General features: G+C 52.1%; 27 protein-coding genes, 1 other RNA gene and 1 pseudogene. 20 read left to right on the top strand and 9 right to left on the bottom strand.

The features are described 5' to 3' along the window. Nucleotides 1-73: 73 nt before the first annotated feature. Together hisH and rsmD are read left to right on the top strand one after the other, a co-directional pair. Nucleotides 74-727, top strand: coding sequence for an imidazole glycerol phosphate synthase subunit HisH (hisH, locus tag SYC_RS13005; RefSeq protein ID WP_011244777.1), 654 nt, complete (start codon nucleotides 74-76; stop codon nucleotides 725-727). Continuing rightward, nucleotides 724-1,278 (top strand): 16S rRNA (guanine(966)-N(2))-methyltransferase RsmD, encoded by a 555-nt coding sequence (gene rsmD / locus SYC_RS13000; protein WP_011244776.1) that lies wholly within the window; start codon nucleotides 724-726, stop codon nucleotides 1,276-1,278. Before hisH ends, rsmD begins: the two co-directional genes overlap by 4 nt. Before the next feature lie 110 nt (nucleotides 1,279-1,388). Here rsmD and petG read toward each other — a convergent pair. Beyond that, nucleotides 1,389-1,503, bottom strand: a pseudogene (petG, locus tag SYC_RS12995) (cytochrome b6-f complex subunit V). 117 nt (nucleotides 1,504-1,620) lie between these two features. Between petG and SYC_RS12990 the strand changes: the two are divergent. Continuing rightward, entirely contained in the window at nucleotides 1,621-2,058 is a 438-nt protein-coding gene (locus SYC_RS12990; protein WP_011244774.1) for a c-type cytochrome, read from the top strand. A gap of 77 nt (nucleotides 2,059-2,135) precedes the next feature. Continuing rightward, on the top strand, nucleotides 2,136-4,331 hold the full coding sequence (locus SYC_RS12985) for a transglutaminase family protein (RefSeq protein ID WP_011244773.1): 2,196 nt from the start codon (nucleotides 2,136-2,138) through the stop codon (nucleotides 4,329-4,331). A 110-nt stretch (nucleotides 4,332-4,441) separates the two neighbouring features. On the opposite strand, the gene SYC_RS12980 is transcribed toward SYC_RS12985, so the two are convergent. Further along, a complete protein-coding gene (locus SYC_RS12980; RefSeq protein ID WP_011244772.1) occupies nucleotides 4,442-4,756 on the bottom strand; it encodes a P-II family nitrogen regulator in 315 nt (104 codons plus the stop codon). A 762-nt stretch (nucleotides 4,757-5,518) separates the two neighbouring features. Here SYC_RS12980 and SYC_RS12975 point away from each other — a divergent pair. From SYC_RS12975 to SYC_RS12945, 8 genes are all read left to right on the top strand, one after another. After that, nucleotides 5,519-6,640: a sodium-dependent bicarbonate transport family permease gene (locus SYC_RS12975; protein ID WP_011244771.1), complete on the top strand. Its 1,122-nt coding sequence runs from the start codon at nucleotides 5,519-5,521 to the stop codon at nucleotides 6,638-6,640. Nucleotides 6,641-7,059: 419 nt separating this feature from the next. Continuing rightward, nucleotides 7,060-7,395: a cation:proton antiporter subunit C gene (locus SYC_RS12970; protein ID WP_011244770.1), complete on the top strand. Its 336-nt coding sequence runs from the start codon at nucleotides 7,060-7,062 to the stop codon at nucleotides 7,393-7,395. After that, nucleotides 7,392-8,834: a cation:proton antiporter gene (locus tag SYC_RS12965; protein ID WP_011244769.1), complete on the top strand. Its 1,443-nt coding sequence runs from the start codon at nucleotides 7,392-7,394 to the stop codon at nucleotides 8,832-8,834. Before SYC_RS12970 ends, SYC_RS12965 begins: the two co-directional genes overlap by 4 nt. After that, on the top strand, nucleotides 8,831-9,217 hold the full coding sequence (locus SYC_RS12960; RefSeq protein WP_011378046.1) for a Na+/H+ antiporter subunit E: 387 nt from the start codon (nucleotides 8,831-8,833) through the stop codon (nucleotides 9,215-9,217). Before SYC_RS12965 ends, SYC_RS12960 begins: the two co-directional genes overlap by 4 nt. Next, complete coding sequence (locus SYC_RS12955; protein ID WP_011244768.1) at nucleotides 9,214-9,471, top strand: hypothetical protein; 258 nt, start codon at nucleotides 9,214-9,216, stop codon at nucleotides 9,469-9,471. The genes SYC_RS12960 and SYC_RS12955 overlap by 4 nt, the downstream gene beginning before the upstream one ends. Then, on the top strand, nucleotides 9,468-9,761 hold the full coding sequence (locus tag SYC_RS13675; RefSeq protein WP_011244767.1) for a monovalent cation/H(+) antiporter subunit G: 294 nt from the start codon (nucleotides 9,468-9,470) through the stop codon (nucleotides 9,759-9,761). Before SYC_RS12955 ends, SYC_RS13675 begins: the two co-directional genes overlap by 4 nt. After that, entirely contained in the window at nucleotides 9,754-10,335 is a 582-nt protein-coding gene (locus SYC_RS12950; protein WP_011244766.1) for a DUF4040 domain-containing protein, read from the top strand. The genes SYC_RS13675 and SYC_RS12950 overlap by 8 nt, the downstream gene beginning before the upstream one ends. Then, entirely contained in the window at nucleotides 10,332-10,991 is a 660-nt protein-coding gene (locus SYC_RS12945) for a Na(+)/H(+) antiporter subunit B (protein ID WP_011244765.1), read from the top strand. The genes SYC_RS12950 and SYC_RS12945 overlap by 4 nt, the downstream gene beginning before the upstream one ends. 118 nt (nucleotides 10,992-11,109) lie before the next feature. Here the strand turns inward: SYC_RS12945 and SYC_RS12940 are convergent, their stop codons facing one another. From SYC_RS12940 to psbD, 7 genes are all read right to left on the bottom strand, one after another. Continuing rightward, a complete protein-coding gene (locus tag SYC_RS12940) occupies nucleotides 11,110-11,799 on the bottom strand; it encodes a J domain-containing protein (RefSeq protein WP_011378044.1) in 690 nt (229 codons plus the stop codon). Between the two features lie 5 nt (nucleotides 11,800-11,804). Beyond that, nucleotides 11,805-12,767, bottom strand: coding sequence for a cysteine synthase A (gene cysK, locus SYC_RS12935; RefSeq protein ID WP_173282540.1), 963 nt, complete (start codon nucleotides 12,765-12,767; stop codon nucleotides 11,805-11,807). 256 nt (nucleotides 12,768-13,023) lie between these two features. Beyond that, nucleotides 13,024-13,464, bottom strand: coding sequence for an RrF2 family transcriptional regulator (locus tag SYC_RS12930; protein WP_039755680.1), 441 nt, complete (start codon nucleotides 13,462-13,464; stop codon nucleotides 13,024-13,026). Between the two features lie 176 nt (nucleotides 13,465-13,640). Then, a complete protein-coding gene (locus SYC_RS12925; RefSeq protein WP_041677063.1) occupies nucleotides 13,641-15,236 on the bottom strand; it encodes an iron uptake porin in 1,596 nt (531 codons plus the stop codon). A 236-nt stretch (nucleotides 15,237-15,472) separates the two neighbouring features. Next, nucleotides 15,473-17,116 carry an iron uptake porin gene (locus SYC_RS12920; protein WP_041677061.1) on the bottom strand — a complete coding sequence of 548 codons (1,644 nt, stop codon included), beginning with the start codon at nucleotides 17,114-17,116 and terminating at the stop codon, nucleotides 15,473-15,475. A 137-nt stretch (nucleotides 17,117-17,253) separates the two neighbouring features. Then, a complete protein-coding gene (locus SYC_RS12915) occupies nucleotides 17,254-17,661 on the bottom strand; it encodes a 4a-hydroxytetrahydrobiopterin dehydratase (protein ID WP_011244759.1) in 408 nt (135 codons plus the stop codon). Nucleotides 17,662-18,073: 412 nt separating this feature from the next. Beyond that, complete coding sequence (gene psbD, locus SYC_RS12910) at nucleotides 18,074-19,132, bottom strand: photosystem II D2 protein (photosystem q(a) protein) (RefSeq protein ID WP_011244758.1); 1,059 nt, start codon at nucleotides 19,130-19,132, stop codon at nucleotides 18,074-18,076. Between the two features lie 200 nt (nucleotides 19,133-19,332). On the opposite strand from psbD, the gene SYC_RS12905 reads away from it, so the two are divergent. The 8 genes from SYC_RS12905 to rnpB all read left to right on the top strand — a co-directional run bounded on the left by SYC_RS12905 (nucleotide 19,333) and on the right by rnpB (nucleotide 25,961). Next, nucleotides 19,333-19,599 carry a hypothetical protein gene (locus tag SYC_RS12905; RefSeq protein WP_011244757.1) on the top strand — a complete coding sequence of 89 codons (267 nt, stop codon included), beginning with the start codon at nucleotides 19,333-19,335 and terminating at the stop codon, nucleotides 19,597-19,599. A 183-nt stretch (nucleotides 19,600-19,782) separates the two neighbouring features. Then, nucleotides 19,783-20,424: an energy-coupling factor ABC transporter ATP-binding protein gene (locus SYC_RS12900; protein WP_011244756.1), complete on the top strand. Its 642-nt coding sequence runs from the start codon at nucleotides 19,783-19,785 to the stop codon at nucleotides 20,422-20,424. Between the two features lie 104 nt (nucleotides 20,425-20,528). Further along, nucleotides 20,529-21,062: an NYN domain-containing protein gene (locus SYC_RS12895; protein WP_011378121.1), complete on the top strand. Its 534-nt coding sequence runs from the start codon at nucleotides 20,529-20,531 to the stop codon at nucleotides 21,060-21,062. Between the two features lie 250 nt (nucleotides 21,063-21,312). Beyond that, on the top strand, nucleotides 21,313-21,813 hold the full coding sequence (locus SYC_RS12890) for a hypothetical protein (RefSeq protein ID WP_011378122.1): 501 nt from the start codon (nucleotides 21,313-21,315) through the stop codon (nucleotides 21,811-21,813). 14 nt (nucleotides 21,814-21,827) lie between these two features. Continuing rightward, nucleotides 21,828-22,898: a TIGR00341 family protein gene (locus SYC_RS12885; RefSeq protein WP_011244754.1), complete on the top strand. Its 1,071-nt coding sequence runs from the start codon at nucleotides 21,828-21,830 to the stop codon at nucleotides 22,896-22,898. A 102-nt stretch (nucleotides 22,899-23,000) separates the two neighbouring features. After that, nucleotides 23,001-24,521 carry a sensor domain-containing diguanylate cyclase gene (locus SYC_RS12880; protein WP_011244753.1) on the top strand — a complete coding sequence of 507 codons (1,521 nt, stop codon included), beginning with the start codon at nucleotides 23,001-23,003 and terminating at the stop codon, nucleotides 24,519-24,521. 95 nt (nucleotides 24,522-24,616) lie between these two features. Continuing rightward, nucleotides 24,617-25,465 (top strand): hypothetical protein, encoded by an 849-nt coding sequence (locus tag SYC_RS12875; protein WP_011244752.1) that lies wholly within the window; start codon nucleotides 24,617-24,619, stop codon nucleotides 25,463-25,465. A gap of 124 nt (nucleotides 25,466-25,589) precedes the next feature. Then, nucleotides 25,590-25,961, top strand: an RNA gene (gene rnpB, locus SYC_RS13335) — RNase P RNA component class A. The last annotated feature ends 13 nt before the right edge of the window (nucleotides 25,962-25,974 follow it).

The following is a 25,974-nucleotide window of genomic DNA, read 5'->3' as shown; positions in this document are numbered from 1 at the left end:
AAGCCTCAATGCGGCTGGCTCGCGCTGACTCTTAAGATAAAAAGTAGTTCCGTTTCCTTTGAGCTTCAGCGTCATGGCCTCCACCCCTCAAATTGCCGTGGTTGACTATGACATGGGCAACCTGCACTCCGCCTGCAAGGGCCTAGAAGCTGCTGGGGCCAATCCGATCGTGACGGCTGATCCGGCCACAATTCTGGCGGCGGATGGTGTCTTACTGCCAGGGGTTGGCGCTTTTGATCCAGCCATGGACCACCTGCGCGATCGCCAGTTGATTGAACCGCTGCACCAGGCTGCAACCAGTGGCAAGCCTTTTTTGGGAATCTGTTTGGGTCTGCAACTGTTGTTTGAAGCCAGTGAAGAAGGACAGTCGGCCGGACTAGGGATCTTGCCCGGTCGGGTTCAACGCTTTCGCAGTGAGCCTGGGCTAGTCATTCCTCATATGGGCTGGAATCAACTCCAACTGCAGCAGCCCGATTGCCCCCTGTGGCAAAATCTTGGCGCTGATCCTTGGTTCTACTTCGTCCATACCTACTACGTAGTCCCGAGTGAACCGACCCTGACAGCCGCGACAGTTCAGCATGGTTCACAACCAGTCACCGCCGCGATCGCCCGCGATCGCCTCTGGGCTGTGCAATTCCACCCCGAAAAATCAGCGAAGGCTGGCTTGCAACTGCTGGCTAATTTTGTCACCCAAGTTGCAGCGGCTCAGCTTCAAACAGTGGCATGAGCATCCGTCTTTCGGGCCGGCGATCGCTGCAAACCCCTGCAGGTTTGGGAACCCGACCGACCCCTTCCCGGGTACGCAACGCTATCTTCAACGTCTGGCAATTTGCAGTTCCTGACTGCCGTTGGCTCGATCTCTGTGCCGGCAGCGGCGCTATGGGTGGCGAGGCACTCCTCCGAGGGGCCAGCGTGGTGTGGGGCATTGAGCAGTCTGCCCAGGCCTGTCGGGCGATCGCCCAGAACTGGCAGAAATTACAGGCGCCTGATCAAGAAGTACGGCTGTTAAAAGGGGAGATCTGTCGCCTGCTGGCTAGTCTGGATGCCCCAGCCTTTGACTTGATTTACTTCGACCCGCCCTACGACGGTGATCTGTACGAACCCGTCCTGGCTCTCTTAGCGGAGCGATCGCTCTTGCACGAGCAGGGAGAGATTGCTGTTGAGCATCGTCCCGATCGGGCGATCGCCCTTCCTCCCAATTTTGAACTCAAGCAATGCCGTCGCTACGGCAGTACGGCAGTCAGCCTGATCACTTGGGCTGTTCCCCAGAAGGACTAAAACTTTCCATCGGTCAATCAGGCCGATTGTCAATGGTCTAGAAAAACAGAACCGCAGCAAACCAATCGGCTGACTGCGGTTGAGTGATTGAGAGCAACAACTGCGGCTGATTAGGCGCCGAGTTGGTTGCCGCGACGATATTGCAGGTAGGCTGCCATAAACAAGCCCGCCGAGGTAATCGGGATTAGGCCCAAGAACGATACCGCAGAGCAAGGGCTCGATCATGATTGGCTGCCTCTTGGAAATACAGGGTGCTTAAGCAGTGTAGCGATTGAGCTAGCTCCCCGAAAAGCCCAAGGCAAGGGGCGATTGCTGCTGCTACCCCTCTAATTGTAAAGGTGTATGATCCTTCTGAGACACGTCCTGCAAACGACTGACAGTCTCAGTCCCGCGATCGCGAGCGCTGTGGAACAATCTCTTTCCAAATCGATTGAATCTCGCGCCGCTCAGACCTTGGGCTGGCTCCTGGCAACTGCTGTCATGGTTGCGATCGGCCTAGTGGTCACGCTTATTCGTCCTGCCGATCCCTACGTCAGCACGGTGCTAAACCTGCCGGGCAATGCTGAGCGCGGCCAGGCAATCTTTCAAATCAACTGTGCCGGCTGCCATGGGCCTGAAGGACGGGGTTTGGTTGGACCGGACCTGGCTAATGTCTCCAATCGCAAGTCCCGCAAAGATTTGATCCGGCAGGTAACGACTGGCGAAACGCCTCCCATGCCTAAGTTTCAGCCCAGTCCAGAAACCATGGCCGACCTCTTGCGCTACCTTGAAACCCTGTAGCCCCCTTCTCGTAACATCTGACACTGCAGCCCAAACGCGGACATGGCTTTCTAGGGAGCACCGTCACGGGGCAAGCGATGGGGTCAGCGGCAAAACATTGGACAGCGATCGCAGCGCTGGGCGATCGGGTAGAAGCGGCCCTACAAGCAAGCGGTGTAGAGCTGTGGATGGGGGGTGAACCGACGTTTGTCGCCGCCAACCAGCTTGAGGATCTGCAATGGCGAACGGCGGCCCTCGGGGCTGAGAAATATCAGCTGGGACTAAGCCTGCTCGATCGCTTGGTCACCGCTTTTCAACTGCCCCAGCCGCTCCTGCTGGAGGGAACCGGCAAGTGGTACCCGGGTGAACTGGCACCGCGCTGGGCTTTAGGTGCCTACTGGCGGCGAGATGGACAACCACTTTGGCGTGGCGAACCGCTGACTGTTTCTACCGCAACGACAGCTGCGATTGCGACTGATGCCGCCCAACAATTCGTCCAAACGCTGCAGCAAGTCCTGCAATTACCGGTTGTGGAGCCTTGGATTGTTCCAGCCGAAAGCGCGGTGGTTTTGCCACTGCTCCCGATTCGTAGGGCAGATCAACCGGCTTGGGCAACCTGTGCTTGGATCGCGCCCGAGTCTGCAAACTTAGTGCCCCTAGAAGGCGAGACACCCCTAGGTTTGCGTCTCCCTCTGCAGCAGTTGGGCGATATCGACCTACCCTACGAGCCCGATGACAGCACCGATTTAGACTCATGGCAGCCTGGACCTGCGATCCTCGCGCCGCCGAACAGCCTCAAGCTTGCCTTGGTGGTGCGACAAGTTGAGCAGCAGTTGCGCGTCTTTTTGCCACCCTTGATTTCTGTCCCGGCTCATCTCCAGCTCGTGCAGGCGATCGCCAAAACCAGTGACATCCTGCAGCAGCCGATTCGCCTAGAGGGCTATCCACCGTCCCGTCATCCTGAATTGCTGGGTCTGCAAGTGACGCCGGATCCGGGGGTACTAGAGGTCAACATTCATCCGGTTGGCGATTGGCGATCGCTGGTTGCCCAAACCCAGTGTCTCTATCAAGAGGCGCAGTCCCTAGGGTTGACCGCACAGCGCTTTCAGTTCAATGGGCTTCTGACGGATACGGGTGGTGGGGCTCACATTACCCTGGGCGGGCGGTCGCCCCAGACCAGTCCACTCTTGCGACGACCGGATTTACTACAGAGCCTGATCAGCTACTGGCAGCATCACCCCAGCCTGTCCTACGGCTTTGCCGGCTGGTTCATTGGCCCAACCTGCCAAGCCCCTCGCGTCGATGAAGGACGGCCGGAAATTCTCTACGAGCTGGAGCTGGCCTTTGAGCAGCTACGAGCGGATCTCAATCCGGCAGCGATCGATGCTCTCTTAGGGCATTTGCTCGCTGATGTCAGTGGTAACACCCACCGCGCTGAATTTTGCCTCGATAAACTCTGGCCGAGTCGCATTCCCACTCAGCAGTGGGGCGTGTTGGAACTGCGGGCATTTGCCATGCCCCCCGATGCGGCAGAACGATTGCTGCAACTGCTATTGGTGCGTGCTTTGGTCGCTTGGTTCTGGCGATCGCCTTTTCAGGCACCCCTGCGCCGCTGGGGAACTGAGCTGCACGATCGCTTCCTCAGCCCAGCCGCCATTCAAGCTGATTTTCAGAGTGTATTGGCTGACCTTAATCGCGCCGGATTTGTCTTTAATCCCGCTTGGTTTGCCAGTCACTTTGCCGATCGCTTTCCGACGCTTGGATGCTGTTCCATCGCCTCCGATTGGTCGCTGGAACTCCGGCACAGCCTGGAACCCTGGCCGGTTCTAGCGGAGGACGTCAATCAGGGCGGCACCAGTCGCGGCGTCGATGCCTCCTTGGAACGTCTGCAAATTCGGGTGCAAGGCCCAGCCGATCGCCTACGATCGCTGCGGATCATCTGTAATGGGTGGCAGATTGCTTGGCAACCCGCCGGCCTGGATCAAGCGATCGCGATCGTCCGCTTCCAAGCACGCCAACGGCCGGGCACTTTACCCCTAGCCACGATCGCACCACAAATTCCCTTAGAAATTCAGTTGTTTGAAGGGCAACAAGGACTCGGGGGCTGTTGCTATTGGCCTGAAGCCCCCGATGGTGGTTTTTATGAACAGCTACCAACTTCTACAGCCGAAGCAGCCCAACGCTGTCGCGATCGCTTTCAACCGATGGCCGCGATCGCTTGGCAACGCTGGCCGATCCTCCCCAGCTCCAAAGAGTTTCCCGAGACAGCAGATTTACGGCGATCGCGAGGGTAAATCCTGACGCGATCGCTCGACTAACACCTGAGTTAACTTCCTCGACTTTTAGCGGAAGGGACTGACGCTCAATCGAGACGGCAGAGACCCTTCAGCTCATCGAGGTCAGATCAAAATTGATGTGCGTGCAGAACCTCTGCATCTGAGATGTAGGAGATACCGGAGTAATTATCGAAAAACTGCTCGGCAACTTCATCAGCAATCTTGAGAGCGAGTTCCCGATCAATCGTCAGGACTTCAATTTTGATATTCGAGTAAGTGTCACTGACATTGGGTTGACCAGAAGAGCGCACGTTGCGACTGCCTCGGCCACCCGCGGAGACCACTGTGTAACCCGTAGCTCCCGCTGCATCGATAATTTGAGTGATTTTATTTTGGAGCACTTTTTCCGTAACGATGATCAGTTTGCAGGCTTTCTGAGTCATGGGGTTACCTCCTCAGGCAGTTTACTAGGATGATCCAAGACAGAAGTCTATGGTTTAGTTTTGAGCCATATTGTTGAGTCTATGCCAAAACTCTAGGAGGCTACTACTCTTGCGGGGAATAGATTGTTGCGAATGATGAGCATTGACAGGTAGACAATTGCGCCTTCCGCGAGCCTGCTTGCCCGACTGCATTGCTGTGCCTTATTAATCCTGAGGCATTGCTAGCAAGCGCAAACCGTTGCCTTGCCGGAATCAATTCAAAGTTTTACTGATGCATCCCTTTAGACAATGTAGGCAATGGCCTCAATCAGTGGCATTGATCAGCGCCGAATCGTCTTAGACCTTGGCTCTAATCAATCGTTTTCCCAAAGCAATCATTAATCATTGATAAAACTCTGCGATCATGATTTGTATTAGACGAACCTGCGATTAGCGATCGCGGGATAAAGGAAAACTTATGGAATAGATTTGACATTGCGCTACAAATTTAGGGTGTGAAGCAAACAAAACTGTCCTCCTCAAGATAGACTTAGCCACACAGGGATACGGATCTGAATAGACAGGAATCTATGGAGTGATGCAGTTTTGCAATCACCTCTGTTCTCCTGAAGAGAAAATTCTCTCTGCCTATCCTGTCAATCAATTTTTAGACAACACCTGTGTTGTTAGGGCGAAGCAATTCACCCTTATTTTCAGCTGCTTTTCAAAAGCTTGCTGTTCACAATCGTTGCTCTTCATTCGAGGAGACAGGAGGAGATACCCGTGGATTTCTTGTCCAATTTCTTAATGGACTTCGTTAAGCAGCTGCAGTCTCCAACACTCAGCTTTCTGATTGGCGGCATGGTTATTGCTGCCTGTGGTAGTCAGCTGCAAATCCCAGAGTCGATTTGTAAGATCATCGTTTTCATGCTGCTGACCAAGATTGGTCTGACCGGCGGTATGGCGATCCGCAACTCGAATTTGACGGAGATGGTCCTACCCGCGCTCTTTTCAGTAGCGATTGGCATTCTGATCGTCTTCATCGCCCGCTACACCTTGGCGAGAATGCCAAAGGTTAAAACAGTGGATGCGATCGCAACGGGAGGGCTCTTTGGTGCTGTGAGTGGCTCGACGATGGCCGCAGCTCTAACCCTCCTTGAAGAGCAAAAAATTCCCTACGAAGCTTGGGCCGGTGCGCTTTATCCCTTCATGGATATTCCGGCCTTGGTGACTGCGATCGTCGTCGCCAACATCTATCTCAATAAGAAGAAGCGGAAAGAAGCAGCTTTCGCGTCAGCCCAGGGGGCTTACAGCAAGCAGCCCGTTGCCGCTGGCGACTATTCCAGCTCGTCGGACTATCCCAGCAGCCGGCGCGAATATGCTCAGCAAGAGTCTGGGGATCATCGGGTCAAAATCTGGCCGATTGTAGAAGAAAGCCTGCAAGGTCCAGCCCTATCAGCAATGTTGCTTGGCGTTGCTCTGGGTCTGTTTGCCCGTCCAGAAAGTGTCTACGAAGGTTTCTACGATCCTCTCTTCCGGGGGCTGCTTTCCATCCTGATGCTGGTCATGGGCATGGAAGCATGGTCGAGAATTAGTGAGCTGCGTAAAGTAGCTCAGTGGTACGTCGTCTACAGTATCGTGGCGCCGCTAGCCCATGGGTTCATTGCCTTCGGCCTTGGCATGATTGCGCACTACGCAACTGGTTTTAGCATGGGCGGCGTTGTGGTTCTGGCAGTCATCGCTGCCTCTAGTTCCGACATTTCCGGTCCCCCGACGCTGCGCGCTGGCATTCCTTCTGCCAACCCCTCTGCCTACATCGGGGCTTCCACCGCGATCGGAACTCCTGTGGCAATCGGGATTGCCATTCCGCTGTTCCTTGGCCTTGCCCAAACCATTGGCGGCTAATCGCTCAACAGGTAAGGTCTGCTGTGCTCTGGGCGCGGCAGACCTTAGCTATTACCAGGGTTGAAGGAACCTTCAGCAGCAATTTTTCGACTAATAAGTTATTTGATTTCAGCCCATTGTTTTTGAGAGGACAACAGTACTTTTTGGGGAAGTCATCCTCAAGCAGATAGGAGTTTTAACGCTTAAATGCTTAAAAACAAACTTGTTGCTGTTATTATTTTAACTCATTGACAAAGTCTAATATACTCATTAAAAGCAACTAAACTAAAAAGCAATTCTGAAAGAGCGAAGACTGATTCTTTAAAAGATTTTATAGAGAGTATTGATATCTTGATAGATACTTCAATGTTTTTCATTTAACCAAAAAACAAGTTATTATTTTGATTAATATTTAGTTGCATTGCCACGGAGATTTGCTGGTGATAGAGGGCTTGATTCTAGCAACACTACTGATTGGATTTTTTGGGACTCTATTCAAGAAAAATCTGATCATGAAAGTCATTGCAATGGATGTGATGAGTACTGGTGTAATCACGTATTACGTCGTTGTTGCAGCCAGGGAAGGGCTCTTCACACCAATTTTGATCACCGATCAGAATCAAGCCTATGCCGATCCCGTTCCCCAGGCAGTCATCCTAACAGCAATCGTGATTGGCTTTTCAGTTCAAGCACTGATTTTAGTTGGGATCATGAAGCTATCGAGGAATAATCCCACCTTAGAAATCAGTGAAGTTGAGCGCAGCAATACGCAATGAAAGAGCTAACGCTGATTTGGATTTTTTCGCCCTTTTTGCTGGGCTTCTTAGCCTATATTCTTCCCAACACCAGTCGATTACTAGCCCTATTGGCTGCGATCGCTTCAGCAGCCTATGCAGGAAAGCTCTTTCTTGGAGGAACAGCGGTAGACTTCAGGTTTCTAGATCAATTTGGTATTGATCTTATTCTTGATCCTCTAGCTGCATTTTTTATTCTCACGAATGCCCTGGTTACCACAGCAGTCGTTTGCTACTGCTGGAAAAGCAATAAAACCGCTTTTTTCTACACTCAGCTTTTGATTTTGCACGGCAGCGTCAATGCGGCATTTGCCTGTGCAGACTTTATGAGTCTCTACGTGGCTTTGGAAGTTCTCAGTATTGCGACCTTTCTATTAATTTCATATCCTCGAAACGATCGCTCAATCTGGATTGGTCTGCGATATCTCTTTGTTAGCAATGTTGCCATGCTGTTTTATCTAGTTGGCACAATCTTGGTTTATCAGGCTAATCATTCCTTCGCTTTTCAAGGGTTACAAAATGCTCCTTTAGAAGCGATCGCTTTAATTTTTATGGCCCTGCTCGTTAAGGGCGGAATTTTTGTCTCAGGCTTCTGGCTACCGCTCACTCATTCAGAATCAGAAGCCCCTGTTTCAGCCCTAATGTCTGGTGTTGTTGTTAAAGCAGGGATACTGCCACTCGTCCGCTGCGCTCTATTGTTCGAAGCAGTTGATCAAATCATTCGGATCTTTGGAGTAGCCACAGCCTTGCTCGGCGTATTCTATGCAGTTCTAGAGAAAGATGCCAAACGGATCTTGGCCTTTCATACTATTTCTCAGGTTGGTTTTATTTTGGCAGCCCCTGAAGTGGGAGGCCTCTACGCACTTTCCCATGGTTTAGTCAAGGCTGCACTCTTTTTAATTGCAGGAATTTTGCCCAGTCGAAATATCAAAGAGCTTCAACTACAACCGATTCCAAACTCAATCTGGATTGTTTTAGTGATTGCCAGCTTCTCAATTTCAGGATTTCCACTCCTTTCAGGATTTGGGGCTAAGGTTCTGACCATGAAAAATTTACTGCCTTGGCAAGTCATCGGAATGAATCTTGCAGCAGTAGGAACTGCGATCTCCTTTGCTAAGTTTATTTTTCTACCCCATCAGCAAGAGAGTTCAACTGAGCGATTATCTCAGAAACAAGGATTTTGGATCGCGATGACACTTCTACTAGGGGGGCTCTTAGTTGCTAATATTGTCTATTATGAAGCTTATACACTCGAGAATATCCTGAAACCTTTGGCGACGATTGTAATCGGATGGATCGCTTATTTAGTCATCTTTCGGCGATTGGTGATTAAGTTGCCCAGAGCGATTGAACAGTTCGAGAATCTGATTGGAGTGATGATTATTAGTCTAGTTGTAATTTTTGGCATAGTGGCAGTATGATTACAAACCTCATTCTGAGACTGACAATTTGGTTTTTGCTAACAGCCAATTTCAGCCCTATCAACATCGTGATTGGTATTAGCATTGCACTACTCTTACCCTATAGCTCTACATCAATATCACTCCGACAAATCAAGGAGATCCTTGTTGGAATCTGGAAAGTTCTAATAGCATTTATCCAAGCTTATTGGGAAGCTTTTGAAATTATCTTTTACCCCCATCTCCAAGAAGAGATTGTGATTGAACGTATAAAGTCTGAGCGATCGCCACGGTTAATGTTTCGAGATATTTTTCTGATCACACTGACTCCTAAGAGCATTGTTCTTAAATACAACGACAGTGGCTGGTATGAGGTACACCGCATGCGGAGGAAGCGTTTATGACTTTAAATATTGTCTTGATGATCATGATAGCGACCTTACTTGTCCCTCTTTATACATCGCTAAAAGGAGATGATATTTGGCAGACAATGCTTGCCTTTTCCAGTGTTTCTACAAAGACAGCAGTCATTATTCTCCTGGTTTCTGTTTTGCGAGACGACTGGATGATTGGCGTGGTTGGCGTGATTATTCTCAGTGTTGGCAACTCTGGATTCATGTTGATTGCCCACCTATTGAAGCGACTTAGCGACTCATGATTAATTTTCTAAGCTATTGCTTGATTATCCTCGGCGTTTTTTTCTGGCTTTGGGGTACACCCGTTCTCCTCAGCCGGCGATCGCTCCTGTTCAAGCTTCACAACCTCTCAGTTGCCGACACCTTAGGTTCAATCAGTATCATTTTGGGACTACTCTTAAAAAGACCCAGAGAACTCCCGTTACTTATCCTTGCCATTTTATCTTTAGCACTTTGGAATACTATGCTGAGCTACGTTCTTGCCTATTGCTCTAGCGATCGTCCAACGAGTCAGAGAACCACCCATGGATAGCTATCTTTACTTCATTATGGCGCTACTTCCCCTCACTTCAATACTGTTAATCTGCCAGATTAATCCTTATAGGGCATTAGTTATTCGAGGTATCTTCGGAGCCATCGCAACACTGGCTTACACAGTACTAGGAGCAGCTGATGTTGCCCCAACAGAAGCTTTAGTCGGCACATTACTGGTAGTCATGCTTTATGCGATCGCAGTGCGATCTTCGTTGGTTTTACGTTTAGGGGTTCTCGAGGATGAAATTACTACTCTCGAAACGAGTCCCTCCAACCATTTCAGCCAGCTGATGGATTACTTCCGTACTATCTTTAAACAGTATCAAATGAAAGTAGAGCTTGTTTCTTATTCCAATCGTGAAAACCTTGCCAAGGCACTCCACGAGAGGGAGATTCATGCGATCTGTTTACAGTCAGGCTCTGAAGCGCTCGAGGAGGAAAATTCCTCCCCAGCCTATCAAACAGTAACCAGACTCCAGCGAGTCTATGAGATTATGACCATGCAACCAGTTTCATCTCTTACTGACGTTATTTACGAAGAATTATCAACAAAAAAAGGTCTTTTCTCATGAAGTGGATTTACCTTGCTGCTGGTCTGCTCTTCTTTTTCAAAATTATTCTATTGCCGAACCCAACCTCTCAGCAGTCTTTTCCGATTGTTGAATTAATCGTTCAAGATACTGGGGTGATCAACGCCGTCTCAGGCGTTATTTTTCGCAATCGACTCTACGACACTGTTTTTGAGGTCGTTGTCTTTACAATCGCAATTATGGGCGTTCGCTATCTTTTAGCGAACGAACCTCTATCAACAAAAATTGATCAATTCAGTGACCCTCCCTCACGACTACTTGCCCAGCTTGGCGCAACGATCGCTGCAATCGTCGGTATCGAGCTAGCCATTCGTGGTCATCTCAGCCCAGGAGGCGGATTTGCAGCTGGTGTCGCAGGTGGAACAGCGATTGGTTTGATTGCTATGACTTCATCACCAGAGGCGATGCAAAGCATTTATCACCGTTGGCATGCTGAAACTTGGGAGAAAGTTACAGTCCTAATTTTTATTGTGTTGTCAGTCTTGACACTCTCGGGAATTGAACTTCCCCAAGGTCAATTGGGAGCACCCCTTAGCGGCGGGATCATCCCTATTTTGAATATCCTCGTAGCGATTAAAGTGGCGCTTGGTGCTTGGGCAGCTGTCCTCAGTTTTATTCGCTATCGGGGTCTACTTTGAGCCTGCTCTCTGTCCAGACAACACGCTCCTTTTAGTTAAAATTTTCTTGTGGGTTTAGGCACTCACTGTAGTTTGCTCTAGGTCACGAAAGTAGTCGGCCATGGTCTACTGAAGCTTCTCAACGGCTCCGAGCAGGTTGTTGCCGAACGATCGCTTGCATTTCTTGGCGAAGACGTTGGGCAATACGCATCATTTCTCGACCATCCCGCAAGCAATCATCGTTATAGCCCAAACAGTAGCGCTCCAATTCATCCAAAGCATCACTAGCCTGATTCAGACATTGAAACAGCAACCGTGCGATCGCCCCGGCCATAGCGGGTGCTGGTTCGGACTGCAGGTACCGTTCTGCCTGTGCCTGCAATTGCCGCGATCGCGCAATATAGGCTTCAAAAGCCGCCATCAATTCGTCATCGTAGGGATCAGCGGCAAGGGCAGTTAGCTCCGCCCGAAACGGCCGCAGAATTTTGCCAATGGCAGTCTGAGCAGGTTCGTAAACCCGTTTCAGCCACTGCTCAACGGCTTCATCCCGATCGCTTTGGCGACGACGTTGCTGACGGTAATGATCCTGAGCAGCCACAGTACGATCGGTTGCATCGCTCTGGCTGCCACCTCGCAGTGCATCATAGCGCCGCCGCTCTTCCAAGTTCCCTAGGATTTCGTAGGCGGCATTAATAGCCACGATACGATCATGTCCGGCTTTGGCATTGCGATCGGGATGATACTGCATTGCCAGTTGTCGATAGGCCAGCTTGATCTCCTGCTGGCTGGCACTGGGGGAAACACCCAGCGTCTGATAGTGATCCGCCAAAAGACCTAACCGTTGCTGCTAACTGAAACCAGTTCCGGCTCTTGGAACAAAGGTGTGCTGAGATAGCGCTCGCCAAAACTGGGCAAGATGACCACGATCAGTTTGTCGGTATTTTCAGGCCGGCGAGCAACTTGGACGGCGGCAGCGACTGCAGCGCCACTGGAAATCCCCGACAGCAACCCTTCCTCGCGAGCTAAGCGACGGCCGTAGGCGATCGCTTCGTCATCGCTTACCGTCACAACCTCATCGATCAGTTGAGTCGCCAGCACTTCTGGCACAAAACCTGCCCCAATGCCTTGAATCTTGTGGGGACCAGGCCGCCCTCCCGATAGCACCGGACTATTAGCTGGCTCAACTGCGAACGCTTGGAAGGACGGTTTGCGTTCCTTCAAAACCTCCGCTACCCCGGTGATTGTTCCCCCTGTGCCAACCCCTGAAATCAAAATATCGACGGTGCCATCGGTGTCCGCCCAAATCTCTTCTGCTGTAGTTTCTCGGTGAATTTTGGGATTCGCGGGATTCTTGAACTGTTGCAGCATATAGGCTTCAGGATGCGAGGCAACAATTTCCTGTGCCCGCTGAATGCAACCAGCCATCCCTTCAATCCCGGGCGTCAATTCCAGTGTGGCCCCATAGGCCCGCAGCATCGCCCGACGCTCTGAACTCATCGTGTCTGGCATGGTCAAAATCAGCCGGTAGCCTCTTGCTGCAGCAGCCATCGCTAAGGCAATCCCTGTGTTGCCAGAGGTCGGCTCTACCAGTGTTGTGCGATCAGGAGCAATGAGGCCTTTGCGCTCAGCCTCTAGAATCATGCTGATGCCGATCCGGTCTTTGACCGACGCTGAAGGATTAAAGCTTTCCAGCTTTACCACAATTCTGGCCAAGCAGCCATCTGCGACGGGGATGCGATTGAGCTGCACCAGAGGAGTCCGGCCAATGAGTTCCGTGATGTTCTGAGCGATTCGCATGACTGAGCGGTTAGCGGGTGAAGACGGCGTCCTTATAATCATGGCCTACAACCCTAGCTGTAGGTAGCAAATCGCCAATTCTGTAAAGCTAAGGGTCGATACTCAAACGAGCGCAACAGCCTTTTAGCCGGCAGATTGCCATTTAGGCTCAGCATTCCTAGTGTGGAGCAAGTCTAAGTACTCAACAATCACGATCAGCTCAAGATCAGAGGAAGCCTAAATTGACAAATAGATAGTTCCCAGTAAATCTGAAAAATCAAATGTAATACATCAAATCTGTACTAGCTCGATTTTCTCGAATTTCTAATAGATCTTGCAAGCTATAGGCAGCCAAAACATCCTCTACAGCCTTGCAAAGCTCAACATTAATATCAACAAGAATTTGGCGTTCAATCGTCACTGACTGCTGATCGATCGCCTCAGTTCGCTGCATTTCAGTCCCATCAATGCAGTGCACGACATCCTGCATCGAAATTTGCCAGGGTTCTCGGGCGAGAAGATAGCCACCTCGAGCCCCACGAACACTGCGAACAATACCTCCACGCCGCAGGGTAGCTAGCAACTGTTCAAGGTAGCGATCGGGAATATTTTGCCGGTCGGCAAGCTGTTTGATCTGTTGTGGTTCACCGTTGCTGTGCCCTCGGGCTAGCTCAATCAAGGCTAGAAGAGCATATTCACACTTTCCGGACAGCTCCACGCGATCGTTCCACACAGCTGTAGCTGATTATACACCCATTCTCCACTGGAGATTGAGGATTTCAGCTTCAGCTCCTAAAAAGCATAAAAAAGCTCTCGACAGGCGAGAGCTAATGTGGTGAGGAAAGAGTTGGTTAGGGATGGGCGATCGCCCATCCCTAACTAAACAGTTGATTCCTAGAAACGGAAGACTGTTTTCAGGAAGGGAACGTAAGTCGTTCCACCGTTTTGCTGGCCATTGGTGTTGTTGAACACGTAAGTACCAGGAGTGATGGAGATATTGTCCGTCACTTGGATTTTGTAGTAGGTTTCAACACCAAAGGAACCAGTGTCTTCAGACGAACGGTTAGAAGCGCTGCTGACCCAAGGTTGTTGGTCTGCTGCAACACCAAACTCGTTGCCATCAGCAAACAGGTTAGGGAAGGTCAAGCCAATTGCGTAGTTCTGAACAGTCGCGTTTTGGTTCGTACCTTGCTCATTGACAAAGCCAATGCCGTAGCCGGCTGACAAGGTCACAGCATCAGAAATTGCCCAACCCAAGGAGAGAGCAAGGTTGTTGCTGTTGTAGTTGGTAGCACCAAAAGGCTGGAAGGCGTTGGTGGTACCGAAGTCAGTGGCGTAGCGACCATTTCGCAGAGCGTAGGCCAGAGCAACTCGGAACTTGTTGTTATCAGTTTGGTACTTGACTTGAGCGTTCACATCCCAAGAGTTAGTACCAGTCCCTGTCGGGGTGAAGCCAAAGACACCACCACTGTTGACAGTCGAGACATCAGCAGAGTTGCGGTTGATGTAGCCAGCCTGGAAGCTGAAATTCTTACTAGCCTTCCAGTTGAAGCCAACACCAGCGGTATCAGCATCACGAGTATCAGCGTAAACACCTGCACCGACATACTTGAAGGCTTTCGTGTTCGCAGGGCCACTGAAGAAGGTAGCGTCGCTCAGGCCGTAGTCTTGAGGTTGAACGCCCGCGGTACCAACAGTGAAGGAGACATCACCGACGGGGAAGCGGTACAGCAATTTGTCAAGGAAAAAGGTATTAGCCGAATTCGGGACACCAGGCGAACCGGTACCGTCGTAGTCGAGCCGCGAGCCCGAGGGATTAAAGCCAGGCGACAAGCGCTGCTGAATCGTCTCAATGTTACGAGCGCGCAGACGGGTCAATAGCAAGTCTTTGCCAGTGAAGCTCGTGTTGAGGTTCAAGCTGACGCGGTTGCCGAACGATACAGCACCGTCTTGGTTACGTTCGTTGCCAGCAGTATTAGCAACAGCGTCCAAGCTGAAGATTACTTCACCTTGTAGCTTAGTCGTGGTGGAGAAACGGGTAGCTTCGAGCTCTTTAACATGAGCCTCGAGACTATCAACACGACCACGCAGGGTCGCCAGCTCAGCTTGGAATTCTTCAGTCAGTCGCTTGAGGGTGTCGAGATCCTCTTTCGACGCTGCAAATTCAATGACTTTGTCCAAGCAAGCGTTCAAGCCTGCTGCAAACTCATAACGAGGGAGGGGGCGGCTACCACGGTAAGTCCGATCAGGGTAGCCGACGATGCAGCCATAACGCTCAACTAGCGACTGCAATGCTTGATAAGCCCAGTCAGTCGGCTTGACATCACTCAATTCGGTGATCGAAGTGATCTGACCGGAGGTGATGCCGTTGGGAGTTACAGCGTCAATTTTTTGGAGCTGTTCGGTGCTTAAACCGTTAGCATTTGCTGCGCCCGCAGCCACACCAGCAATTGCCGGGGCTAGAAGCAGCGCCGAGAAAAGGCGTTTCATTGATAACCTCACACCATGTAGGGAGAAATGGCTAGATCACTTCTCACGAAGGTAAGGTAACAAATCCCTTGTCAAAAAACTAGTCTTTTGGAACACATCCTGCATGAACGTTTTGCAAAACTTGCAACACTTCTCTCAAGGAGGTCACCCAAAACCCAGCTTTCCCTCAAAACAGAGAGGGTGAGATCTTGCGGACCCCACCCTCTCCCAAGGATTAACTAACTAGTGCCGTAGCTTTAGAAAGTAAACACGGTTTTGATCACGGGGACGATGAAGTCACCATTAGCCGAATCGGGGAAGCTCAGACCACCGCCAGCATTGGTGATGGCGTAGAGAGCAGGAGTGATCGAGATGTTGTCAGTCACTTGCAGCTTGTAGTAAACCTCAAAAGCGAAGTTACCGGTGTCTTGGAAAGCAGCGCCCCGGCTATCACTGATCACGTAGGGTGCTTGACCCACTGCGAAGCCGAACTCGTTGCCATCAGCGAAGAGGTTCGGGAAGGTGAAGCCTACCGTCCAAGACTGAACTGTGTTGTTAGCACCAAAACCGTTGCCGAAGCTGATGCCATAGGAACCGCTGATGGTGAAGCCATCGCTCACTGCCCAGCCCAAGGACAAACCAATATTGTTGGTGCTGACGATGTCTGAGCCGGAGCTACCTAAGCCAAGACCAGCCAAAGCACGAGGAGTACCGAAGTTAACACCACCAAACTGGCTAGGCAAGAAGCTCAAATCGGTTGCAAGGTCAGGACCTTTCCGGTAAGCGTAGGCCAGGGCACCGATGAAAGTACCACTGTCGTTTTTGAACGCTAACTGAGCCGTAGTTTGAGAGTCAGCACCGAACACACCCGAAGTCGGGTCACTGGCGAGGTTACCACCTGTGGTCGGACCATTTTGGTTGATGTAGGCAGCACCAAAGTTAAAGCTTTTGCTTAGTTGCCAGTTGAAACCAGCACCAGCAGAGTTGGTGGTATCAGCATCACCATAGATACCCGGGATCGGAGTACTGAAGAAGTAGCTGATGTAGGGTGCGTAGAACGTGCCAGTCGTCGACAGAATGTCTTCAACCTGCAGGTTAGAAGTACCCACAGTAAATTTCACATCGCCCACGGGGAAGGTGTAGAGCAACGTGTCTAGGAAGAAATTAGCGTTAGGTGCGTTGGTGGCGTTGTCGTAATCGAGGGCAGCAGCAGGGCTGATGATGCCTGAGCCAGGCACGCCACCATTGAAGTCCCGTAGGCCAGGAGAGGTGATGCTGTTGGAACGCAGACGCGTTTTCAGCAAATCTTTACCAGTGAAACTGGTATTGAGGTTGAGACTAACCCGTTGCGAGAAGGAGGTACCGGTGTCGAGACCGCTGGGGCCAAAAGCCCGATCCAAGCTCAGGATTACTTCGCCTTGTAGCTTGGTGGTGGTGGAAAACTGAGTTGCTTCCAGTTCGGTCACACGAGCTTCGAGGCTGTCGACCCGGCCGCGCAGGGTTGCGAGTTCAGCTTGGAACTCTTCCATCAGCTTCTTGAGGGTGTCGAGATCCTCTTTTGAAGCTGCAAATTCAATGACTTTGTCCAAACAAGCGTTCAGACCAGCAGCGAATTCGTAGCGAGTCAGGGCGCGGCTGCCACGGTAGGTACGATCGGGATAACCAACGATACAGCCATAGCGCTCAACCAGCGATTGCAGTGCTTGGTAAGCCCAGTCGGTCGGTTTGACATCACTCAGCTGAGTGATCGAAGTGACTTGGGCTGCAGGCAGCTCTTCATTAGCGATCGCGTTGACCTGATTAATCGTGTCGCGGTTCAGGCTTTCCGCTTGGGCTGCGCCTGCAAAAGCAACGCTAGCGGCCAGAGGGCCAGCCAACATGACCTTGAACAGATTTTTCATGAACTCAATCCTCACACCGGGAGTTAGAAGTTTGGGATTACTTACAAGGTAGCCGCAGAACTTCACGGTTCATTATATGTCGCCTAGTCAACCATGGGAAGGGGGCGATGCCGTGCTAGTTCACGAATTGACCCTGCTCACAGTTGGCTGATCTTTTCAGCCAAGGAAAAATCTTGGTCGGTCAAACCTCCGGCATCGTGCGTAGTTAGACGGATGATGACTCGGTTGTAGGAGACTTCTAAATCCGGATGGTGCCCTGCAGCTTCCGCTGGCTCCACCAAGCGATTTAAGAAGGCGATCGCCTCTGGAAACCCCGCGAAACGGGGATCGCAGACGATACTTTGTCCGTCTAGACGCCAAGCCGGTAATCGCAATAGGCGAGTCTGAATCTCGGCTGCACTCAACACTGAGTTCATCTCCATGCTTCGAGCCAACGATGGACGAGTCCCTTGCGAAGGTAAGCTCGCCACGACTGGGGACAGGGTGCCCGCAATCAGGCTAATCACCAACACTTTGAGGTACGAAGTCCAACGAAGTCTTGGCATACAGATCTGAAGTCAACACGAGGTGCATTTAAAAGTAGCGACTTGAGACGAGTAATCTCGTGCTTTTTGCTACGGAATTGATGAGTTGATAATTGCTCAAAAAACTATCCGCTCCCTATCAGATGACAAGGAGCGGTCTAGTCGGGTCTATGACGTCGGAACCTGGCTGCCGGAAGAACTCTCCGACTAAAGTCTGGTTCCAGACCTTAAAGATTACTGGGAATCGTGCTCAGAGGACGGTTCCGGCTCACAGCCGGCTTTCTCCAACGATCAGACCCAAGGTTTTACTACATTCCACCATGAGGGCACCACCTCCGCGCAACTACAACAGGTTTACGCCCCCTATCCTAACGGCAACGACCTCCTTTGGGGAGGCCGTTGAGCAAAAATCTTTCCTGTTAGAGAAAAATGCCTAGAGAGCGTTACCGCGAGGCAGAACCTCTTCGGGGAAGACGAATTTTTCGTGCGGTTGGTCTTGCGGTGCCATCCAGGCCCGAATCCCTTCGTTCAACAAGATGTTCTTCGTGTAGAACGTCTCAAATTCCGGATCCTCAGCGGCCCGCAGCTCCTGCGACACGAAGTCGTACGCCCGCAGGTTCAACGCCAAACCTACAATCCCGATCGAGCTCATCCACAAGCCCGTCACCGGCACGAACAGCATGAAAAAGTGCAGCCACCGCTTGTTCGAAAACGCAATCCCGAAAATCTGGCTCCAAAAACGGTTCGCCGTCACCATCGAGTACGTCTCTTCGGCCTGCGTCGGCTCAAATGCCCGGAAGGTGTTCGATTGCTCTGAATCCTCGAACAGGGTGTTCTCCACCGTCGCACCGTGAATGGCGCACAGCAATGCCCCACCCAAAATCCCGGCCACGCCCATCATGTGGAATGGGTTCAAGGTCCAGTTGTGGAACCCTTGCAGGAACAACAAAAACCGGAAAATCGCTGCCACGCCAAAGCTCGGAGCGAAGAACCAGCTCGATTGACCCAACGGGTACATCAAGAACACCGACACGAACACTGCGATCGGACCCGAAAAGGCGATCGCGTTGTACGGACGGACGCCCACCAACCGCGCAATCTCAAATTGACGCAGCATGAACCCAATCAGGCCGAAGGCGCCGTGCAGTGCTACGAAGTTCCACAAGCCACCCAACTGGCACCAACGCACGAAGTTCCCTTGTGCCTCGGGGCCCCACAGCAGCATCAACGAATGCCCAAACGCATCCGCTGGGGTGCTCACTGCTACGGTCAAAAAGTTGCCGCCTTCTAAGTACGAAGACGCGATGCCGTGGGTGTACCACGACGTCACAAAGCTGGTCCCGGTCAACCACCCGCCCAGTGCTAAATACGCACAGGGAAACAGCAGCAACCCTGACCAACCCACAAATACATATCGGTCGCGCTTCAGCCAGTCGTCGAGGACGTCAAACCATCCCCGCTCCGCTGGCGCTCGCCCTACTGCAATCGTCATTGCTTAGCAATCTCCAGATATTTGCAATATCAGTTCAGAGAAACGCAGTTTGCGACAAACATGGATGATTATGGCAACCGAGGTCGCAGCTTAACGTTTCGTTACTGTCGTCTCATTATAGGCAGGCTGCCTCCCATCGGGGAGGGATATTGATCTGAGATACTGGAAGCGATCGCTGCCGTTGTGTCTCGCAGGCTTCCATGTACATCCTTGAGATTTCCCTGAAGTTCACGCCCATGCCGGTTTCGGTGCAGCGCAAAGAAGCAGAAGCTGCACAGGCGGCCTATCAGCAAGTGGTTGAGGCCTTGCGCAGCGGCCAGCCAAGCGTATTGGAGCTGCACTGCGAGTTCCAGGCTGAGAAGAAGCTGGCAGTGCTCACCAGCGGGATCGCCTCGGTCCAGCTCTACGAGAAGTCGGGCGGTAGTGCCACGGTCAAGCGTCCTGGCTTTGCTGTGATTGGCGAATAACGGTTACTCACCAAGCGATCGCCCCAAGCGTCGCAGCTTGTTGAGTGACTTGATGCGGCAAAGCAGTCTCGGTTAGGCGATATCCCTGAGACTGCTTCACTATTTCTAAAGCTTCTCAGCTGACTTTTAGCCCTCTCAGCATTCTTGGAATATCCATCGGTCACTTCTCATTTTGCTCTTGACGTGCGATCGCTCAGTTTTGGCTGGTCGCCCGACTCGTTCATCCTCCAGGATTGCGATCTCCAAATTCCCCGGGGCGAGTTCTGGATGCTGTTGGGGGATAACGGCAGTGGTAAATCAACGCTGCTGCGCCTGATTGCTGGACTGTTGCCGCTGCAATCCGGCACGATCGCCTGCGATCGCCCCTTGGGGTTTGTCTTTCAGAATCCCGATCATCAATTGGTGATGCCTACTGTCGGGGCGGATGTAGCCTTTGGATTAGTCGAAGAGGGTCTGTCGGTCACTCAAGCTCAAGAGCGTGTGGCTGAAGCCCTAGCAGCCGTCCGGCTAGCACATTACGAAAGGCGGCCGATCTATGCCTTGAGTGGTGGTCAAAAGCAACGGGTGGCGATCGCTGGTGCGATCGCTCGCCACTGTGAATTACTCCTGTTTGACGAACCCACCGCGCTCTTGGATAGCGACAGTCAGCGCGACTTAGTTCAGCAAGTTCAACAATTAGTGCGCGATCGCGGTTTGACAGCTCTCTGGGTTACTCACCGGCTCGAAGAACTCGAAGCCGCCGATGGGGCTTGTCTCTTGCAACAGGGGCGAGTTGTAGCGACAGGATCTGTAGAAACGGTAAAAGCCTGTCTCAACCAGCTCTGAGTCTGGATCTTTAGCTCATGTAGCGAGCGAAACCGGCAGGATCAACCGCAGAGGATTGTGACGGAAGTGTCACACTAACGAAGTAAGTGCCACTCCTCCAGATCATGTCTGCTCTGCTGCTTGTCGATGGCTACAACGTCATTGGTGCTTGGCAACACTTACAGCAACTGCGCGATCGCCATGGCTTGGAAGCAGCTCGCACAGAACTGGTTGAGTTGCTGAGTAATTACAGTGCCTACCAAGGCTATCTGACCAATGTTGTTTTTGATGCTCAATATCGAGCAACCCCAGGTCAACAGGAGCAAGTGACTGAGCAGCTCGTCGTCAGCTACACAGACTCAGAGCAGACGGCTGATACTTATATAGAAATGACCTGTGCGAGTCACCGTGACGCCTTGCGGACTGCCCGTCAGCGGGTCATTGTTGCCACCAGCGATCGCGCCCAGCAACTGACAGTGATTGGCTTTGGTGCCGAGTGGATGTCGACCCATCGACTGGCTCTCGATGTCGAAGCTTCAATTCAAAAAGTTCGCCAGTGGCAAGCCCAGCAACGGCGCAAACACCAACCTAAAACCCTCGGAAGCCGCTTGGATGATCGGGTGCGGCGGCAACTGGAACATTGGCGGCGCCAGTCTTAATCCCTGAGAAACGAATAATTTTCAGCAAAGGAGGGACTGCGATCGCCCACCGCTGGCCGTAGTGCTTGCCCTCTTCTATTCGACATCGACAATCTCCCCTGAAAGCGACTCGGAGCTCACTCAGCAATATTTAAATGAATTCATCTAGCGATCGCTCGACCCTTACTTTACAGGTTGCAGAGTGGAACCCCTGTGCTGCTTGTCTCGTCTGCAGAATGCGATAGCTTAAAGTGCCCTCATAAGTGGATCGATGCGGATATCGGGTTGGTTACTACCGATCGCTTTGCTAGGCTTGCCAGCTCCAAGCTGGGCGCAGTCCAACACAGCGTGGCTAGACCAACCACCCCCCAGTCGTGTTCTTCAACCACTAGAAGCCGCACCACCGATCGCAACACCTGTGATCTCCAGCGATCGTTTGGCGGTCCCCAATGCCCCCATTCCCACCAGCCGTCCCGAGGATCCAGGCGTTCCACGGCTCTTACTGAGCGATCGCTCCTTTGATCCAAGCAGTGGCAATCCACCGCCACCACCTCAAGCCCTTGCAGAACCCTCCGGGCCGCGCTATCGCCTCCTTGTCCAAGTCCACAACAGTGCAGAACAACAAAGCCTGATCAGCTTAGTACCCGATGCCTTTGCCGATAGTCGGGGTCGAATGCAAGCTGGTATTTTTCGCGATCGTCAGCGGGCCGATCAGCTTCTACAATCGCTCAGCAGCCTAGGCTTAGCGGCCAGCCTTGAGGTTCTTCCCTAAATTCTATTTTCAGTATGAAGCTGTCCTTTGGTGCCCGGCGGCAATTGATTCGGCAGCGTCGACGAGTTCAGGATGCTGTCCAACGTAATAGTGGCCGCTGGAAGTGGATAGGTGGCAGGCCCGTCAGTCTCCCCGTCTTGAACCGCAGTCTTTGGAAAATTGCTGAGCCAACTTCCGACTACTATCTGTTGCTGCTCTTGTCGGGTTCAATCGCCAGTTTTGGCCTCTTAGCAAACAGTGCGGCGACGATTATTGGGGCGATGATTGTTGCGCCACTAATGGGTCCCATTTTGGCGATCGGCTATGCGATCGTGGCAGGGAACCGACGCTTGCTCAAGCGATCGCTCCTCGCTTTGAGCACAGGTGCTCTACTCACTGTGACGGTTGCCGTCATCATCGGCGGCATCTTAGGCAGTATCGATCCAGGCTCTGAAATCATGGGTCGCACCCAGCCCACGTTGCTGGACTTGGGGGTTGCTTTGGCAGCGGGAGCGACTGGTGCCCTTGCCCAATGTCGGCGCGATATTGCCAATACACTGCCTGGAGTCGCGATCGCGGTGGCCTTGGTACCGCCGCTGAGCGTGGTGGGGTTAGGTTTGGCCCTTGGTTCTCTCCCCATTGCCGGCGGCTCCTTCCTGTTATTCCTCACCAACTTGGTAGGGATTATTTTGGCAAGCAGTGGGGTTTTTCTCTGGCAGAACTACGGCACCTTTACCCGCGCTCGGCAGGGTTTGATGGCTGCAGTGCTTGCGATGTTCACCCTGACTATTCCCTTGGGCCTTTCACTGCAAGCAGCTGTTCGCCGGGCCCAAGTAGTGACGGTTGCAGAAGATGTTTTGCGCAGTCGTTATAGCGCTGTGACAGGCGTCCGCCTCCGGGACATCCGAGTCCAGTTGCAAGGGCAGACTACCCATCTTGAAATTGCATTAGAGGCGCCACCTGATGTGATCTCAGCAAATTTAGTGGATGACATCCGCCAGCAGATGGAGACTCGCTTACGGAGCCCCGTCAGTTTAGATGTGCGCCTTTTATTAATTGAACAGTTTCAATCCAATAAGAGCATCTCTCCCTCAAACAGACGGTAAGGTTATGTTGAAATCAGCTTGAGTTTTCAAGTAAACCCATAGACTCCTGCTCGCTCTTGAACGATGACGACTCCTGCCACTAGCGATTGGTAAACGATTCCCATGCTGCAGTGTATTCCTACCCGTTTTGAAGAGCAGCGTCTGGCAGCGCTCTATCGCTATGGCATCCTTGATACGCCGCCCGAGCAACATTTTGATGACCTGACGCAGTTGATTGCGGCGATTTGTGAGGTACCGATCGCTTTGATCAGCTTGATTGATCGCGATCGCCAATGGTTTAAATCCAGAGTTGGCCTCGAGGATGACTCCAGCCCGCGCTCCACATCATTTTGTGGCCACGCGATTCAGCAAGAAGATTTATTCATCGTGGAAGACGCCAAGGCTGATCCTCGCTTTGTCGACAATCCCTTCGTAACCCAGGAGCCACATATTCGCTTCTATGCGGGGTCTCCTTTGATTACGGATGACGAACAAATTCTCGGGACCCTCTGTGTCATTGACCGCAAACCCCGTCATCTGAATGACCTGCAACAGCAAGCCCTCAGAATCCTCAGCCGCCAGGTGATTCGTGAGCTGGAATTGCGGCGATCGCTCTATCAAGCGGAGCATCGCTGGAGCCTGGCACGCTTTAAGCGGCGGCTGGGCAATTTGGTGCGAAGCAGTTTGGATCTCGATCAAATTTGCCAACTTGCTGCGCAGGAATTGGGTGAAACCCTAGAAATTGATCACTGCTCAATCAGCACTTGTACGGATGCTTCAACCATCTGTTCGATGTCGCATTACGTGCGGCCCGAGCAAATCCATCGTTCCATCCAATGGCAGTTACCCGATGCGTTAGTCCAGCAGGCTTTACAACAAGACAATGCGATCACTTTTGACCAATATCAGTCCGAGGTGATTCCGACTGTAGAGCCTCCCCAATCACTGCTACTGGTGCGAACCTCCGCCCAAGATCGCCCGAATGGCTTAATCAGCTTGGCTCACTACAGCAGCCATCATCACTGGAATCGTGATGAGATTGATCTCTTGGAATCGGTTGCGGTTCAGTTGGGGCTCGCGATTGAACAAGCCCAGCTCTATCGGTCCGTTCAAGCCGTCAATGTTGAGCTGCATAAGCTGGCCTACACCGACACACTGACTCAAATTCCTAATCGTCGGGCGTTTGATGAAACCTTTGCCGAACTCTGGCAAACGGCATTACTCCAGCAACAGTCACTTTCGCTGATTGTGGCAGACATCGATTTGTTCAAAACTGTCAACGATCGCTTTGGCTATGAACAGGGTGATCGCTGTCTAAAACATGTTGCCCAAACTCTCAAAACTGGCATCCGCCAGAATCAAGATTTTGTTGCTCGCTTCGGCGGTGAAGAGTTCGTCTTGCTGCTCCCTAGTACGGATTCTTCTGGAGCGATCGCTGTTGTGGCTAAGCTCCAAGAGCGCTTGGCCAATAGCGAGGCAGACTTACCAGTCTTGCCAACTCTCAGCTATGGCATTGCCACAGTGATTCCGCAGCCCCAACACACACCCGAGCAATTATTCCGAGTGGCCAATCAAGCAGTGCGCCGCGTCAAAGAACGGGGTCGCAATGATTTTGCAGCACGGTTATTAGTTGCTGCCGAGTGATCAGGACTGCCAAGATCAAAGGTAGGTCTGGGCAACAGCCCCACCACTGACCCCTTAATACCAGCTGGATACGGGCGATCGCCCAAAGGAAGGCCGTGGATTCAATCATTCCAGTCTTGATCTCGGCCTCGGTGATCACGATGATGGTGGGCTTGGGCTCGCAGATATCCTTCTCTGCCTTGATCCGCCTCCAGACCCAACGTGCTCTCGTACTGCGATCGCTGTTGGGGACAACGGTGCTGCTGCCCTTGCTGGGGGCTGGACTCCTCGCGATACTCCTGCCTTTTGTTGAGCGGACTGCAATCGCAGCGATCGCGTTGATGTTGGTCTGTCCTAGTGCGCCCCTCGCTCAACAGCGGGCAGCTCAAGCCGGCGGAGAGCATTTGCTGGCTATTCGGATTCAACTAGGTGCCGCGATCCTTGCAATCGTCACAGTCCCGATTTTTGTCTACGGTTTCACGGCAGCTTTTGGAGCCAGCATCTGGACTCTATCGGCTCTAACGGTGGCAGGACAGGTCTTTGGTGTTCAGGTGTTGCCCGTTTTGGCTGGGATGCTGTGGCGTTCCCTGTCACCAACCACCGCCACGCGCTGGCAGCCTCGGGTGGTGGCGATCGCCCAACTAATCTTGGTCATCCTCAGCTTGCTAATTCTAGTCAAGACTGCCCCGCTAATCTGGAAATTTCTGGTCAACAACGGCATTGCTTTTGTAGGCATGTTGGCCCTGATCGGTCTGTCGCTAGGGCTGGGTCAGGTTCTTGCCGGTCGTGAGACAACTCAGCAAACGACCGTCGCCATCGTCACCGCCATGCGTAATCCAGGACTCGCTCTGCTGCTAACCCACCAAGATTCGCGCCCAGACCTACCTTCCGTGACTATCGGCATTCTGAGTTACCTGCTGCTGACTATCATCCTCTTGGTGATTTACCAACGGCAGCGATCGTAGCCTCGAGATCAAGAATGACTGAGGTAAATCTCTGTGCCCAGGTCAAAGGAACAAACCCGTTCAGCCGTTCCAGCTAGCCGAATGCTCCAGAAGCTCCGGCACAAACTCGCACACTAGAAGCGGGGAAAGGAGGCGAGGCAGTTGCGGCTCAGGCTTCGGTTATGGGCTGAGGAAAGTCCGGGCTCCCAAAAGACCAGACTTGCTGGGTAACGCCCAGTGCGGGTGACCGTGAGGAGAGTGCCACAGAAACATACCGCCGATGGCCTGCTTGCAGGCACAGGTAAGGGTGCAAGGGTGCGGTAAGAGCGCACCAGCAACATCGAGAGGTGTTGGCTCGGTAAACCCCGGTTGGGAGCAAGGTGGAGGGACAACGGTTGGTCTTTTACCTGTTCCGTTTATGGACCGCTAGAGGTGGCTAGTAATAGCCATCCCAGAGAGATAACTGCCCTCTGTCTTCGACAGAGAACAGAACCCGGCTTATGTCCTGCTTTCCCTACTTTATTCCTTGT

It is taken from the genome of Synechococcus elongatus PCC 6301 (assembly GCF_000010065.1).
In the GTDB taxonomy this organism is placed as follows: Bacteria; Cyanobacteriota; Cyanobacteriia; order Synechococcales; family Synechococcaceae; genus Synechococcus; species Synechococcus elongatus.
Note: the sequence above shows the minus strand (reverse complement) of the source record. Positions and strands in the feature narration are given on the sequence as shown.